The 16,018-nt window shown below is 40.4% G+C and carries 14 protein-coding genes; 12 read left to right on the top strand and 2 right to left on the bottom strand.

All coding sequences use genetic code 11. From position 1 onward, the window contains the following. Positions 1-19: 19 nt before the first annotated feature. From H5117_RS17605 to H5117_RS17580, 6 genes are all read left to right on the top strand, one after another. Entirely contained in the window at positions 20-868 is an 849-nt protein-coding gene (locus H5117_RS17605) for a DUF72 domain-containing protein (protein WP_182738790.1), read from the top strand. A gap of 24 nt (positions 869-892) precedes the next feature. Next, complete coding sequence (locus H5117_RS17600; protein ID WP_182738789.1) at positions 893-1,393, top strand: M48 family metallopeptidase; 501 nt, start codon at positions 893-895, stop codon at positions 1,391-1,393. Between the two features lie 197 nt (positions 1,394-1,590). Then, the gene (locus H5117_RS17595) at positions 1,591-3,774 is read left to right on the top strand and encodes a YHYH protein (RefSeq protein WP_182738788.1); all 2,184 of its coding nucleotides are present in this window, start codon (positions 1,591-1,593) and stop codon (positions 3,772-3,774) included. Positions 3,775-3,810: 36 nt separating this feature from the next. Beyond that, the gene (locus tag H5117_RS17590; RefSeq protein WP_182738787.1) at positions 3,811-4,317 is read left to right on the top strand and encodes a hypothetical protein; all 507 of its coding nucleotides are present in this window, start codon (positions 3,811-3,813) and stop codon (positions 4,315-4,317) included. A gap of 220 nt (positions 4,318-4,537) precedes the next feature. Then, positions 4,538-5,896 carry an ATP-binding protein gene (locus tag H5117_RS17585; protein ID WP_259404550.1) on the top strand — a complete coding sequence of 453 codons (1,359 nt, stop codon included), beginning with the start codon at positions 4,538-4,540 and terminating at the stop codon, positions 5,894-5,896. A gap of 4 nt (positions 5,897-5,900) precedes the next feature. Beyond that, positions 5,901-6,578, top strand: coding sequence for a response regulator (locus tag H5117_RS17580; RefSeq protein WP_182738785.1), 678 nt, complete (start codon positions 5,901-5,903; stop codon positions 6,576-6,578). 152 nt (positions 6,579-6,730) lie between these two features. On the opposite strand, the gene H5117_RS17575 is transcribed toward H5117_RS17580, so the two are convergent. Continuing rightward, positions 6,731-7,417 (bottom strand): DUF3334 family protein, encoded by a 687-nt coding sequence (locus H5117_RS17575; protein ID WP_002959987.1) that lies wholly within the window; start codon positions 7,415-7,417, stop codon positions 6,731-6,733. A gap of 116 nt (positions 7,418-7,533) precedes the next feature. Between H5117_RS17575 and cmoA the strand changes: the two genes are divergently transcribed. The 5 genes from cmoA (at position 7,534) to H5117_RS17550 (ending at position 11,881) form a co-directional block, all read left to right on the top strand. Then, positions 7,534-8,259 carry a carboxy-S-adenosyl-L-methionine synthase CmoA gene (cmoA, locus tag H5117_RS17570; RefSeq protein ID WP_007378000.1) on the top strand — a complete coding sequence of 242 codons (726 nt, stop codon included), beginning with the start codon at positions 7,534-7,536 and terminating at the stop codon, positions 8,257-8,259. A gap of 12 nt (positions 8,260-8,271) precedes the next feature. Then, positions 8,272-9,240, top strand: a complete 969-nt coding sequence (gene cmoB, locus H5117_RS17565; RefSeq protein ID WP_138488804.1) for a tRNA 5-methoxyuridine(34)/uridine 5-oxyacetic acid(34) synthase CmoB — start codon at positions 8,272-8,274, stop codon at positions 9,238-9,240. Positions 9,241-9,430: 190 nt separating this feature from the next. Further along, positions 9,431-10,483 carry a phosphoribosylformylglycinamidine cyclo-ligase gene (purM, locus tag H5117_RS17560; protein WP_010555340.1) on the top strand — a complete coding sequence of 351 codons (1,053 nt, stop codon included), beginning with the start codon at positions 9,431-9,433 and terminating at the stop codon, positions 10,481-10,483. Continuing rightward, positions 10,483-11,130 (top strand): phosphoribosylglycinamide formyltransferase, encoded by a 648-nt coding sequence (gene purN / locus H5117_RS17555; RefSeq protein ID WP_002959994.1) that lies wholly within the window; start codon positions 10,483-10,485, stop codon positions 11,128-11,130. Before purM ends, purN begins: the two co-directional genes overlap by 1 nt. Before the next feature lie 16 nt (positions 11,131-11,146). Then, entirely contained in the window at positions 11,147-11,881 is a 735-nt protein-coding gene (locus tag H5117_RS17550; RefSeq protein WP_182738805.1) for a DUF3108 domain-containing protein, read from the top strand. A gap of 32 nt (positions 11,882-11,913) precedes the next feature. On the opposite strand, the gene H5117_RS17545 is transcribed toward H5117_RS17550, so the two are convergent. Beyond that, entirely contained in the window at positions 11,914-12,678 is a 765-nt protein-coding gene (locus H5117_RS17545) for a class II glutamine amidotransferase (protein WP_182738784.1), read from the bottom strand. A gap of 324 nt (positions 12,679-13,002) precedes the next feature. On the opposite strand from H5117_RS17545, the gene fadE reads away from it, so the two are divergent. Then, the gene (fadE, locus tag H5117_RS17540) at positions 13,003-15,459 is read left to right on the top strand and encodes an acyl-CoA dehydrogenase FadE (protein ID WP_182738783.1); all 2,457 of its coding nucleotides are present in this window, start codon (positions 13,003-13,005) and stop codon (positions 15,457-15,459) included. The last annotated feature ends 559 nt before the right edge of the window (positions 15,460-16,018 follow it).

Here is a 16,018-nt window from a genome sequence, read left to right as displayed (position 1 = left end):
TAATAAGGCGCTAGTTTGTATGTTATATATTGGATGCCCGCAGTGGTCGAGCAATGCATGGAAAGGCAATTTATTTTCAAGCCAATGTAAAAACGCCGATATGCTTAGCCAATACGCACAACATTTTAATTCTGTTGAAGGCAATACCAGCTTTTACGCCGATCCATCGCCAAGCACCGTATTGCGCTGGGCAAATAGCGTACCTGACGATTTTAAATTTACTTTTAAGTTTAATCGTCGCTTTAGCCACGAGCTGCACCTAACTAATGTTCAAACCGAGCTTACTGATTGGCTTAACTTGTTCTCCCCTATTTTAGAAAAAACTGGGCAAATCATGCTGCAATTACCTAAAGCATTTGGCCCTGGTGACTTACCCAAACTCGCACAATTTATTAGCCTATTACCAAAAGAGGTTAATTACGGTGTAGAGGTACGTCATACTGCGTTTTTTCAAAAGGGTGAAGCCGAAATAGCGCTTAACCAATTATTAATGGCAAACAACCTAAATCGTATATCGATGGATACTCGCGCCCTATTTGCGGTAAAACCAACAACCGAAGCGCTAATAGATGCACAGCAAAAAAAGCCCCATTTACCGGTACATGCAATAGCTACTGGCTCAGAGCCTATGGCGCGCTTTGTAATAGCCGATTTACAAAACGACTATAAACCCTTTTATAAACCGTGGCTGAGTAAAGTAAAACAATGGCTTGATGAAGGAAAAACGCCTTATGTGTTTTTTCATACGGCAGATAACCGAGAAGCGCCATTATTAGCAAGGCAGTTTTGCAAAGACCTTGGTTATGATCACAAAGCATTAAACCCATTTACTGGCGAAAAAGAAGCCCACCAGCCAGCACTTTTTTAAAAGTAAAACGACAGAGAAATAATAATGAGTGAATACGCACGTTACTTTACCGGCTACCCAGCTAACATTGTTGAGCAAGTATTAAGCCTTATAGATAACAACAAGGTATGTGACTACTTACTTAAAAAGTATCCGCTAGCACATACCATTACTAGCGATAAACTACTTTACAACTACGCAACCGAGCTTAAAAAACAATATTTAAAAAATGCACCACCGTTTGGTCGCGCTGCTTTTAAAAAGCAAGGCGACATGGTCACCAATGCACTTGGTACACATACGTATCGAATGCAAGGTAAAACCCGTAAACACGATTTAGCGATAAACAGCGACTTGCTGCGCGCTCCCGAGCCATTATTAAAAGCGTTAGTGGTACATGAGCTCGCCCACTTTAAAGAAAAAGATCACAACAAAGGCTTTTATCAGCTTTGCTGCCATATGGAACCGAGTTATCACCAGCTAGAGTTAGATTTAAGAATTTTTTGTGTGGTAGTCGCAATGGGTGAAAATCCTTATTTAAAATAAGGATTTTAGCGTTATTTAACTGAGTGAAAATAAAGCCCATGCTTAAGTTAATGTTTCCTTCCATACCCAGTCTTTTATCCCCGTAAGCAGCTCACAACTTAACGACAGCCCTTAATAAAAAAAGTTTAAAACTACATAATTGCCCTACATTTGAGAACTACACTCTTAAAAGTTAATTTAATCTTTGGAGTTTTTAAATGATGAAAAATACCCATGCCTTTTTACTCAGTGCACTGTGCTGCTTAACCTTAAGTGCCTGCAACGAGCAAAACAGCCAATCACTTGAACAATCAAACCTCAATGATTTTACTCTAACCAGCTCAAAAGTAAGTGATGGCGGTAATTTGCCTATTACTTATACGTGCGATGGGCAAAGCATTAGCCCCCCACTTAACTGGAGTGGTGCACCTAAGGCAACCAAATATTATGCATTAATTATGGATCATAAAGCGCCAGAGGGAATGCATTGGTATTGGACCATGTACAACATTTCCGCCGATAAAACACAAATTAAAGCGGGCGAAACCCTCGGTGAAGTAGGCTCTAATAGCGTAAACGATTTAAACCAATACGCGCCGCCTTGCTCTAAAGGCCCAGGTGAAAAAAGCTATACTTATACTGTATACGCGTTATCTGCACCGGTTACCTTTAATAGCGATACAAAAGTAGATCGCTCAGCATTACTCGCTGCTGTAAAAGATATTACGCTCGATACTGCAAGTATGACGGTTAAATACTCGCGAAGCGCCAGTAGCGCCGAACACAAACCTAATACAAGACCAAAACCAAATGAGCAACCAAAGCCTGATAAATCATATTTAACCGCTAACGTAAAATCACCTCGTTGCGATGCTATTACACAATCAGTAAGTAATGCAGGGTTTGATCAAAGCGTATCTGTTACGTGCGATGAACAATATGCTTATATTGCCTCATCTACTTATCCTGATCATGAAGTAATGACTGGTATTACAGGTACTAACGAGCAAATACCTGTTCCAGCTAAAGACTACGTAGCACCTATAAAGCTAAATCCTAAAAAAGCAAAAACAATAACAACAATTGATGCAGCCGTAGGTGTTGCCGTTAATGGCGTACCAATATACGACTATTCTTCGCAAGGTGAGTTGGACGTAAATAGCTACGATGAAAAACACGACACGTTAGCACTCGGACAGTTAGATATATGTGGCGGACACGCAGGACGAGGTGATGACTACCATTATCATGTATCGCCAACGTGTATGATTGACACAATGAAAAACCAAACAAGCGATGCCATTATTGGTTGGGCTTACGATGGTTACCCGCTGTATGGCAGTAAAAACCCAGACGGCAGTGCAATTGCCAAAGGTGACCTTGATGTATGTAACGGACAAACCGACGACACATTTGGCTATCGCTACCAAACATCAGCTACGCCGCCGTATATTATTCAGTGCTTAGTTGGTGAAGTAGATACCGCAAAATTACCAAGAGTGTCACCACTGAGTGGCGATACTCAAGGTATAAGAGCCGACTTACGCCCGCCACAAGGAGGCGTTAAAAACCTAACGCACACAATCTCTGAAAACGGCAGCCGTACAATGAGCTACTCATACAAAGGCGAAAACTACTTTACTACCTACAGCCCTGCATCACAGGGAAAAGACTGCTATAGCTTTAAACAAAAAACCATCAGTAATAGTGGCAAAGTTCAAACAGGTACATTTTGTAGAGGTCCGCAACCAAATCACCTTACTCCAACAGTCACTAAGCAAAATACAAATCCTGCCATTACAGACAAGCATAACTTAAAACTAGAAGCATGGGCTGATAACTGGTTTACAGCCTACATAGGCGAGCAGTTACTTGTTGAAGATTCTGTACCAATAACCACAGAGCGCTCATTTAATGCCGAAAGTATTACGTTTTCTGCAAACTACCCTATTGAGCTTAATTTAATAATTAAAGACTTTAAGCAAAACGACACTGGGCTTGAATACATCGGTGCTAAAAATCAGCAAATGGGTGATGGCGGTTTTATTATGCAACTTACCGACACCGATACAAATAAAGTAATTGCGGTAAGCAATAAAAGCTTTAAATGCGAAATACTTCACAAAGCGCCGCTTAACAAATTATGCGAAAGCGAATCAAACCCTGTAGCGGGCGAAGGCGCTTGTACGTTTATGTCAAAAGAAGCACCAACTGACTGGCTGCAAAGTAACTTTGACGATACGAATTGGGCTAATGCAGTAGAGCACAACTTTGCCGATGTAGGACCAAAAGACGGTTACGACGATATTAACTGGGATGAAAACGCAAAATTCATATGGGGCGAAGACTTAGAAACCGACAACACCCTTATTTGTAAAGTAACTATTGAGCAACCTCAATAAACAAAAAGGTCTCCGCTTCAATAAAAGGTAGTAATTATGTATTTTTTTAAAAAATTAAAATGGCTAATGCTAGCGTGTATTTTAACAAGTATGTGCGCTCAAGTGAGCGCACATGTATTAAAAAACACAACAGCCCAAGTAATTTTAAGAGATGGGCAAGTTGAAGTAAAAGTATTAACTAATGCTGAGCATTTAATCTCAGCGCTGCAAAGCGAGCAAGCATGGCTTATGGGCGATATTGATAAGCTTATGCCTACAAAATTAAGTGCAGAGCAACAAGAAGAGTTTGTAAAAAATGCACTTAAACAAAAAACGAGCTTACGTGTAAATCAGCAAGTTATCGTGTTTGAACGCGTCGTTTTTACCACCAGCAACAACGAAGCGCACGACCTAGAAATTGTTTTTCAAGCGAAGCACTCATTTGCAACAGTAGATGAGCTTGCCATATCGTTTCCTAAAAGTTTAGGTGCAGTACACGCAAGCTTTGTAAAACCACAATATAAGTTACTGGGTGCTGGCGATACCGCAAAAATAAAGTTCTAGCCCAAGAATCAACATACCTAAAAGCTTACTTAAAAAGGATTTTAGTAAGCAACTCCCTAAATACGCTAATTGTAGGCACATAATCAATATGCAATACTGCTTGGTACGTTAACACATGATTTTTACTATTTGCCAATCAGTGAAATTAATACATAAATTCTTTTTAGCTTTTTTTATCACTAATATCGCCCTTGTTGGGCTTATGTTTGTGTTTATATATATGACCTTTTCGTCAGGTTTTAACGACTTTGTTGAACAAGAAGAAACAAAACATGTAGCAATGGTTAAGCATCAACTTATTGAGTTTTATAGCGGATTAGGCAGTTGGCAACCCATTACACAAAGCACGCAATTATGGCGCTCTATTGTAGAGCCACAAAAAAAGCCAGGCGAGCCTAAAACGAATAAACACACAAGCACCCCACCCAAACCAAATAGCAGCAATGCAACGCCCTCTTTATTGTGGGTACACTTACCTGCAGGTTCCCTTAAAACAGGGCAACGTATAAGTTTGTATGATCAAAATAAAAAGGTTGTTGTTGGTAGAGCTAATTTAAACGACAACCCACATATAGAGCCTATTTTATTAAACAATAACGTTATAGGCTGGATAGGTTTAGTCCCTTCAAAACTTGTACAAAGTAGCCCGGCAGAAGCCTTTTTAGCAGCGCAATTTCATAACTATTTTATGATCACGTTACTCGTTATTATGCTCGCATTTATTATGGCTATTGTGTTATCTCGCCATTTAATAAAACCAATAAAGCAAATAGTGACTGGCACCGATGAGTTAATAAAAGGAAATTTTGCCAGCAGAATAATTCCCTCTAGTAAAGATGAGCTAGGTACCCTATCCAACAACTTTAATGCCTTAGCCCACACGCTTGAGCAAAACCAACAAATGCGATTTCAATGGGTGTCAGACACATCCCACGAATTAAGAACCCCACTTACCGTACTACGCTCGCATTTACTAGCCGTTCAAGATGGCGTATTTACAGCCGACACAAAGCGCATTAATTTACTCATAAACCAAGTAGATAACTTAAGCCACATTGTTGACGACCTAGCCCAACTAGCACAAACAGATAGCGTTAATTTAACCTATAACAATGCGCGCATTGATTTAATCACTATTTTTGAGCAATCAATTGAAAACTACACCGCTCGCTTTAAAGAGCATGAATTAAATGTAGATAGCAAAAGCTTAACCAAAGCCGGAAAATGTATAATAAATGGTGATAAAGAACGCCTTATACAATTATTTTCAAACCTGTTAGAAAATACCTGCAGATACACGCATAAAGGTGGGCAAGTAATAATACTTGCCCACAAAAGACCCAATAACATTGAGCTTATTTTACAAGATTCAGCCCCAAGTGTTTTACCAAACGACTTACAAAAATTGTTTGAGCGTTTTTATCGCGTTGAAAAATCTCGAAGCCGAGAGCACGGCGGCTCGGGCTTAGGGCTTGCACTTTGCAAACAAATAGTAGAGGCACATGGCGGTCAAATATCGTTGCACAACTCACCACTCGGTGGGCTAGAGGTAAAAATAACGCTGACACTTTTAGGTTAAAATAATGGCATCACAAAAAATACTTATCGTTGAAGACGAAGAAAACATTGCCGAGGTACTTATTGCCTACGCTAAGCAACAAAATTACGAAACTGAGCACTTTAATAGTGGCAAAGGTGTAGTTAGTTTTGTAAAACAAAACGCAGTAGATTTAATACTTCTTGATTTAATGCTGCCAGATGTTGATGGCATAGAGCTATGTAAGCAAATAAGAGCCTTTTCAAGTCTGCCTATTATTATGCTTACCGCAAAAAGTGAGGAAATAGACCGCTTGCAGGGTTTAGAGATCGGCGCCGATGACTACATATGCAAACCCTTCAGCCCCAATGAAGTTGTAGCACGCATAAAAGCCGTACTAAGAAGGACCAGCCAGCCTAAAACCAACATCATTAATCATAATAATTTCCAATTACACAAAGACGATTACGAAGCACGCCTAAACGACAAAAGTATTGGCTTTACCGCCGTCGAGTTTAAAATATTTTTATTATTTATAAGCCACGTAGGGCGTGTTTTTACCCGCGAAGATATTATTAATAACGTATACAGCGACACAACCGACATATCCGATCGCAACATAGATACACATATTAAAAATATACGAAAAAAGATTAACGACATTCAAGCAGGGCTAAACCCAATAGCAGCGGTTTATAGTGTGGGCTATAAATTTAAAGAGTAGGTTTACTTATTCAAATAAAGCTAACATGACGCAAAAGCGCGATATAAATCGCGCTTTTATTTTAATCACTAACCTGAACACTCATAACTAAAGATTAATAGCTGAGCAGTCGTTGGGTTTCGTTTCTCTCAACCCAACCTACGTAAATAGACTTAAAGCCCTAGGCCTGCCATAAAATCATCATCGCCATCATCTTGTTCTACTGCTTTAGATGATTTTTCTTTGTCCGCTTTTTTTCGTGCTTCGTTTTCAATTATGTCGTCTGGGTCGAGTGCTTCTGCAATATCAAAGTCGTGTAATTTAATGAACTCTGTTTTATCCATCGCTAATTCCAAGTAAAAAATATTTTGCTTACTTGTCGTGAATGTTACGCGGCGGGCTTGCGGGCGATCCATCGTGGTATCTACCGATATTTGCACTTGCTTGTTTATTGCCATCATTTTTGGCTGGTTTTGCGTAATAGACGTATGTAATTGCTCACGCACTTTAGACGTAAAGTCGCCAACAATTTGATTCATCAACTCGCCTAGTACGTTTGATACGTCGTCTGATAAATGGCTATGCGCTATTTCATCTTCTGGCATTCCCATATTGCGCATGTAATCGCCATAAATTTCCATCGCCGCTTGCGAAGTAAAGTTGGTAATTACGAGCCCTGTAAAACCGCCGTCAAATAAAACAAAGCAACCAATATCTGGTCGCATACATGTACGTGTTATTTTTTGCACCATGGCTGAGTAGCTAATACCATTACCGCTGGCTGATGTGAGTACACCTGTCACTGAATGACAAAGGGTTGCTAATATATCGTCTGTGCTGATGACCTTACTTTTGCTCATTTAATCTTCTCTTTTGTACTTATTATTCATAATTCTAGTCAAGCTACTGAATTTATCACTGACTATCCAGTATAAAATGTTAAAATAGCGCCATTATTTACAAAGAGACTGCCTTCGTGACCATAAAAGACAGTATTTATGCCTCTGAGCAACAAGTAAAAGATTTTAGCTTTGACCAAAATGTAGTCGAAGTTTTTCCAGATATGATCCAGCGCTCTGTACCTGGGTATGCCACCATTGTAAGCACTATGGGTAAACTTGCGGGTGAGTACGCACAAAGTAACTCAAATCTTTATGATTTAGGCTGCTCACTGGGCGCAGTCACGCTTAGCATGCGCCGTAACATTCGCACCGATAACTGCCATATAATAGCGGTAGATAACTCTCAAGCTATGGTTGAGCGTTGTAAGGTGCACTTACAAGGTTTTAAATCGGATGTGCCGGTTACTGTTACTTTGGGCGATATTAACGAGCTTGAGATTCAAAACGCCTCAGTAGTAGCAATGAACTTTACACTGCAATTTATTCCACATGCGCAGCGCCAAGCCGTGCTTGAAAAAATATACGCTAATTTAAAGCCTGGTGGTGTATTGCTGCTAAGCGAAAAAATTAAAGCCGAAAACGAGCAATGCGATAACCTATTAATTGATTTGCACCACGACTTTAAACGTCACAATGGCTACTCAGAGCTTGAAATAAGCCAAAAACGTACCGCCATCGAAAACGTTATGCGCCCAGATACACTAAGCGCTCACTTTACTCGCTTACAAGATATTGGTTTTAGCCAAACTCAAGTGTGGTATCAATGTTTTAATTTTTGCTCAATGGTAGCAATTAAATAAAGAGAGTCATCCATGTCTCAATGGTTTAACCAATTTTACGCATCTATCGCACAAAGCCCACTTAGTCACTGGCTAGAAACCCTCCCTGCTCAATTAAAACATTGGCAAAACGAGGCTAGCCATGGTGATTTGCCTAAATGGCAAAAAGTACTTAAAAACTTGCCTGAGGTGGCAACTTCCCATGTTGATATTTCTACTAAGGTAGAAATTGGCGCCCCAGGAGAGATGAGTGATGGCGAGCAAAAGCAAGCCATGCATTTATTAAAACGCATGATGCCATGGCGCAAAGGCCCATTTAGTGTGCACGGTATTGAAATAGATACAGAGTGGCGCAGTGATTGGAAGTGGGACCGCCTGCTTCCTCATATTGAGCCATTAAAAGGCCGCACTGTTTTAGATATTGGTTGTGGCTCAGGGTATCATTTATGGCGTATGCGCGGTGAAGGCGCAGAGTTTGTCGTGGGTATTGATCCATCTGATTTATTTTTATGTCAGTTTCAGGCAATTAAACACTACAACCCAGATGAAAACGTACATTTACTGCCACTAGGCGTAGAAGCATTACCCGAGCTTAAAGCGTTTGATACTGTTTTTTCTATGGGTGTACTTTATCATCGTCGCTCACCTATCGACTTTTTAGCGCAGTTAAAAGCGCAGCTTCGCCCAGGCGGCGAACTCGTACTTGAAACCCTAGTAATTGAAGGCGACGAAAACACGGTATTAGTCCCAACCGACCGCTACGCTAAAATGCGCAACGTTTGGTTTATTCCAAGTACTGCAGCATTAAAGCTGTGGATGGAGCGCGTTGGCTTTAAAGATGTGCAAATAAAAGATTGCGCTATTACCACGCTTGAAGAGCAACGTAAAACCGACTGGATGGAAAACGAATCGTTAATCGATTTTTTAGATCCAAACGATACAAGTAAAACAATTGAAGGCTACCCCGCTCCACTTCGAGCCATATTAACCGCAAAAGCATAGCTGTTAATTTAACGCCTTTAATACTAAAAAAACGCCTACGGGCGTTTTTTTGTTTATTTAAACAACAAACAGCGGACAAGTGTCCTTGTTAATTATTTCAAAATTACATTTACGCTAGCCGCGACCTTGCAATTGTTGTAAAATACGCGCGTTTCTAAGCAACCCAAAACAACTATTTTGAGGAAAACCTGTGAGCGAACAAAAACAGTCTCTAAGCTATAAAGACGCGGGCGTAGATATCGACGCTGGTAATGCACTTGTTGAGCGTATTAAAGGCGTAGTTAAAAAAACTCGTCGTCCTGAAGTAATGGGCGGAATTGGTGGTTTTGGCGCACTTTGCGAAATTCCTGAAGGCTACAAGCAACCAGTATTAGTTGCAGGCACAGATGGTGTTGGTACTAAACTACGTTTAGCAATCGACTTAAAAAAACACGATACTGTTGGTATTGATTTAGTTGCAATGTGTGTAAACGACTTAATTGTTCAAGGTGCTGAACCCCTGTTTTTCCTAGATTACTATGCAACTGGTAAGCTAGATGTAGACACAGCAGCTGACGTAGTTACAGGTATTGGCAAAGGTTGTGAAATTTCAGGTTGTGCCCTAATTGGTGGCGAAACAGCTGAAATGCCAGGTATGTATGATGGTGAAGACTACGACATGGCAGGCTTTTGTACAGGCGTTGTAGAAAAATCAAAAATTATTGATGGCACAAAAGTAGCGGCAGGCGATCAGCTTATTGCACTTGCTTCAAGCGGTCCTCATTCAAATGGCTTCTCTTTAATTCGTAAAGTACTTGAAGTGTCAAACGCTGATACAAGCGCTGACTTTGAAGGTAAAACATTAGGCGAAACCTTACTTGAGCCTACGCGTATTTACGTAAAACCTTTACTTGAGTTATTCAAAAACGTTGACGTACATGCGCTTTCGCATATTACTGGCGGCGGTTTTTGGGAAAACATTCCACGCGTATTACCCGCTTCAGCAAAAGCTGTAGTTAAAGGTGATAGCTGGCAGTGGCCACCTATTTTTAACTGGTTACAAGAAAACGGTAATATTACTACACACGAAATGTACCGTACATTTAACTGTGGTGTAGGTATGGTTTTAGTAGTCCCTGCAGACAAACTTGAGCAAAGCTTAACAATGCTAAAAGACTTGGGCGAAAATGCATGGCACCTTGGTGAAATTCAAGATGCAGCAGCTGGCGAAGAGCAAGTTGAAATTGTAGGTGGTGCTAAGTAATGGCACCGACTCGTCTGGTAGTTTTAATCTCAGGTAGTGGCTCTAATTTACAAGCCATCATAGATGCCTGCGAACGTGGCGAGATAAACGGACATATAGCGGCTGTTATTAGTAATAAAGCTGACGCTTATGGCCTAGAGCGTGCAAAACAAGCAGGTATTGCTACAAAAGTGCTCAGTCATAAAGATTTTGACTCGCGCGAAGCGTACGATGCGCAATTAATGAACGTTATCGACTCTTTTATGCCAAATCTAGTTGTATTAGCTGGGTTTATGCGTATTCTTACTCCTGGCTTAGTGCAAAAATATGTTGGAAAAATGTTGAACATTCATCCATCTTTGTTGCCTAAGTATCAGGGGCTGAATACCCACCAAAGAGCAATTGATGCAAAAGACGATGTTCATGGCGTAAGTGTTCACTTTGTTACTGAAGAATTAGACGGCGGTCCCGTTATTCTTCAGGCGCAAATACCTGTACTCAAGGATGATACAGCAGAAACATTAGCAAAACGCGTGCATGAGCAAGAGCATATAATTTATCCTTTGGTGGTCAAGTGGTTCAGTGAACACAGACTTACTATGGAAGCAGATTATGCAGTTCTTGACAAAAAACAACTTCCTGCACACGGCGCGCACTACCCACAATAAAAAAATAAGTGCCCTGTTGTTATGTGCGGGCGCTTTACTTCCAACTAGCCTAATTGCAGGCGAATTGACCCAGTATCAAGCTAATTACGATATTTTACGCAAAGGTAAAAATCATGGTGAGGCTGTTCGTGAGCTCAAAAAAACGGGCGACGATACTTATGAACTTACATACCACAGCAATATTGAGTGGATGATTTTCTCTGACTCTCGTGAAGAAACATCAAAGTTTACCTTTAAAGATGGCAAGGTTACCCCGCATCATTACAACATGATTCGTACAGGGACAGGCCCAGATAAAGATTACAAAATTGATTTTGATACAACAAACAAAGTAGTGACTAGCAGCGCTAGTGAATACCCACTTAAATGCGAATGGACTGATGAATTTCAGGATGCTATTTCGTACCAAGTGCAAGTGCGCGAAGGATTGAAAAAAGGCGAAACAAGCTTTTCATTCCCCCTTATAGATAAAAAAGGTAACCGCCGCGACTACAACTTTGAAGTATCTGGCACCGAGATGATTTCGTTGCCTATTGGTAATGTAGAAGCCATTAAAGTAAAACGTTTATACGATAACGATAAACGCCAAGCGATTGCGTGGTTTGCGCCAGAAATGGATTACATGCTGGTACGTATGTGGAAAGGCGAAAAAGGTATGGAGCAGTTTGAAGTTCAAATGAATTCATTTACTGTTACTGCACCTACAGCTGTTGCGCCTGCTACAGCACAACGACCTCAAGAAGCTAACTAGCTTTTAAATAAATCAGTAATAAAATAGGTGGGCTAAATTAGCTCACCCATCTTAAACAATGCAAATTCTCCCGGCTCCATTTTTTGCCAGCGCTCATCATTCGTCAAAGGCCTTGTAGCTATAACTGTTACTACATCGTTTGGTGTGGTCTCTTGTTGAAAATCAACCACCATGTCGGCATCAATCAACGTTGCTTTACCAAATGGCGCACGGCGCGTTATGTAGTGTAAGTTATTAGTGCAATACGCTAAAACAAACACCCCATCGGTCAATAACATATTAAACACGCCTTTTTCACGCAACGTATGCGAAAGCTTAGCCGCATATCTAAAAACCGACGCCATATTACTTGGACGCTTTGGGTATTTTTCGCGAATTTTATCAAGTAACCAACAAAAAGCGAGTTCACTATCGGTGTTACCCACTGGGCGATAGTACTCTGTTTTTAAATCATGATAATTAGATAACTGCCCGTTATGAGCGTAAGTGATTTCACGCCCCCATAACTCTCGCGTAAAAGGATGAGTATTTTCAAGACATACTCGCCCGCGGTTACCTTGGCGAATATGGCTAATAACCGAGACACTTTTAATTGGGTATGCTTTAACGAGCTTTGCAATTTCAGATTGATAACTCGGCTCAGGATCTTTAAAGGTTCTACAACCTTTACCTTCGTAAAACGTAATGCCCCACCCGTCTTTATGTGGTCCCGTGTTTCCGCCACGCTCTAAAAGGCCTGAAAAACTAAAACAAATATCGGTAGGCACATTGGCTGACATGCCAAGTAATTCACACATTAATAAAATAACCCTTAAAAACCATACATTAAAATAAATAGCGTTATATTTGTGTATTAAGCGTACACTAATTTGCAGCCCGCTATAACGGCTATACTTACTTAAAAAATGTCATTTTGCTATTAGATTTATTTATTTTTACGTTAACACTACTTACGGTTAATGCTTTGACTATACGATAGTTATTGTGCGTTCCTCTGTCGGGTAATTAAATATCGTATTTAAGTTACTTTCTACTACAATTTAACATCGTTATGTACTTGAAAATTACTGTTACTAGCGCTACTCTAAGTGAGGTGGTCTGACCTCTATTAAGGAATAAAAATGACACTCATATTTACACTGGTTCTAATCGCGTTGCTTTGCACTGCGGTTTACCACAGAGCAAGTTGGAACACAGCACTTGGTGTTTCGGCTATAACTTTATTAATTGGTACCTTTGCGGGTGCTTTTGGTTTAATTAGCTGGTTGATCTTTTTGATCATCGCGGTTCCTCTTTCTGTTACTGGCCTTCGTCAGCAATATATCATCAAGCCTATTTTTGCTACGTTTAAAAAAGTAACGCCAAGCATGTCTGATACTGAAAAATCAGCTATTGATGCCGGTACGACGTGGTGGGAAGCTGACTTATTTTGCGGTAACCCAGATTGGAAAAAACTTCACCAATACCCAGTTCCTAAACTTACTATTGAAGAGCAAGCCTTTGTTGATGGCCCTGTTGAAGTAGTATGTAGCATGTTGGACGATTGGGAAGCAACGCACGAACTAACCGACCTTCCTCAAGATGTATGGCAATATCTAAAAGATAATAAATTCTTTGCCATGATTATCAAAAAAGAATACGGCGGTTTAGAGTTTTCTGCATTTGCACAGTCTTGTGTACTTCAAAAACTAACGAGTAAATCAACATTACTTTCGTCAATTGTTGGTGTACCAAACTCTTTAGGCCCAGGTGAATTATTACAACACTATGGTACAAAAGAGCAAAAAGATCATTACTTACCGCGCCTAGCGAGCGGTCAAGAAATTCCATGTTTTGCATTAACTTCGCCAGAAGCGGGTTCTGATGCAAGCTCAATTCCAGACTACGGTGTGGTATGTAAAGGGCAATGGAATGGTGAGGAAGTTGTGGGTGTTAGTTTAACGTGGAATAAGCGTTACATTACACTTGCCCCAGTGGCTACCGTACTTGGTCTTGCGTTTAAATTACAAGATCCAGATGGCCTAATTGGCGACAATAAAGAGCCAGGTATCACTTGTGCACTTATTCCAACGAATACTCCTGGGGTTGAAATTGGTCGTCGACATTTCCCGCTTAACGTACCATTTCAAAATGGTCCTACTCGCGGTAAAGATATTTTCGTACCACTTGATTATATTATTGGTGGTCCAGATATGGCTGGTCAAGGCTGGCGCATGTTGGTTGAATGTTTATCGGTTGGTCGTGCAATTACATTGCCGTCAAACTCTGCCGGCGGCATTAAAATGATTGCCGTTGCAACGGGTGCGTATAGCCGCATTCGTCGTCAGTTCCGTTTACCTATTGGTAAAATGGAAGGTGTTGAAGAGTCACTAGCAAAACTTGCTGGTTACGCTTACAGCTCTGATGCTGCGGTTAGTATGTCTACGGGTGCGGTTGATTTAGGCGAAAAGCCATCGGTAGTTTCTGCCATTATTAAATACCACCTGACAGAGCAAATGCGTGATGCAACTATTCATGCAATGGATGTACTTGGCGGTAAGGGCATCATGCTTGGGCCAAATAACTATTTAGGTCGTGGCTACCAAGGTGCACCTATTGCCATTACCGTTGAAGGTGCAAACATCTTGACCCGTAATATGATTATTTATGGTCAAGGTGCAATTCGCTGTCATCCATTTGTACTTACCGAACTAGGTGCGTGCGAAATTGAAGACCGCGAAGAAGCGCTTAACGTATTTGATAAAGCGCTAATGGGTCATATTGGTTTTACTATGTCGAACCTTGTACGTACTAAGTGGCTTGCACTTACCGGCGCACGTTTTACAAGTGTGCCGTACAACGACGAAACTGCTGAATTTTACCGTATAGCGTCACGCTTTAGTGCATCACTTGCTCTTATGTCAGACATTAGCATGGCAGTATTTGGTGGCTCACTAAAACGTAAAGAACGTATTTCAGCACGTTTAGGTGACTTACTTAGTTACTTATACTTAGTGTCTGCAACGCTCAAGCGTTACAACGACGAAGGCCGTAAAAAAGAAGATTTTGCTCTAGTAAAATGGAGTTGCCAAGATCACCTTTATCATTGCCAACGCGCACTTGCTGATTTAATTAATAACATGCCTTCGGCTCCACTACGTGCCGTGTTAAAAGTATTGTTATTCCCGTTTGGTCGCCCGGTTCGTAAACCAACTGACCAACTTGAGCATAAACTTGCGCAACTACTACAAGTACCTAGTGAAACGCGTAACCGTTTAGCAAGCTACGTATACTTAAAAAATGAGCCGCTTAACCTTGTGGGTCGTCAAGAGCAAACGCTTAAAGACATCCTAGACGTTGAGCCATTATTTGAAAGAGTATGTAAAGAGAAAGGCCTTAAACTGCCATTCTTCCAGCTTGATAAAGTAGCGCAAATGGGACTTGAAGCAGGCATTTTAAGCCAAGCAGAGGCTGATAAACTAGCTGCTGTTGAGCAATCTCGTTTAGATGTTATTAACGTTGATGACTTCGACCCTGCTGACTTACTTGCAGGAAAAGCCGCACGTAATAGCGTTAAAAAAGAAGCTGATGCTGCTTAACTAAGCTAAGCATTTACAGACCAAAAGCCAGCATATAACGTGCTGGCTTTTTTGTGCACAATAAAAAGTTTTAACAACGTGATGGAGTAGTTTAATTCGTTAGATTGTTTAAATAATTATACAGCTTGGTATCACAGGCAGCTCTAACATCTAACCAACCCTAAAAGCTCTGTATTGATTAAATACCCCTAATTCACCTCTATACTCCTGTAAAAACTTAAACCCTCTCAAGAGCTCTACAAGTACAACACTATAAAGTTAATGACTATACCAATTAGCAATAATACTTAGAGCCTGCCTAGCAGTGTTAAAAATCTCTGATATACGACTGCATAGATGCAGGAGATAGATCAATGCAGGATCATTTGCCGAAAACAACTAAATAACGAATTATTCCTTATTATCGACATGCTTTTCTTACATCAAAATAGATTACCTTTTTCTAAAAACTTAAATTGGTTATTAAGGGAAGTACGAATTTCGTTGAAGTACTTGCTATCAACACCTTCTTTTTTAATTAAATCGATGTACTGCATAATAGTCGCAACTATTTCGTCAC

This window comes from Pseudoalteromonas sp. SG45-1, assembly GCF_014164135.1.
Lineage (GTDB): Bacteria > Pseudomonadota > Gammaproteobacteria > Enterobacterales > Alteromonadaceae > Pseudoalteromonas > Pseudoalteromonas distincta.
This window is presented reverse-complemented; position numbering and strand designations above follow the sequence as displayed.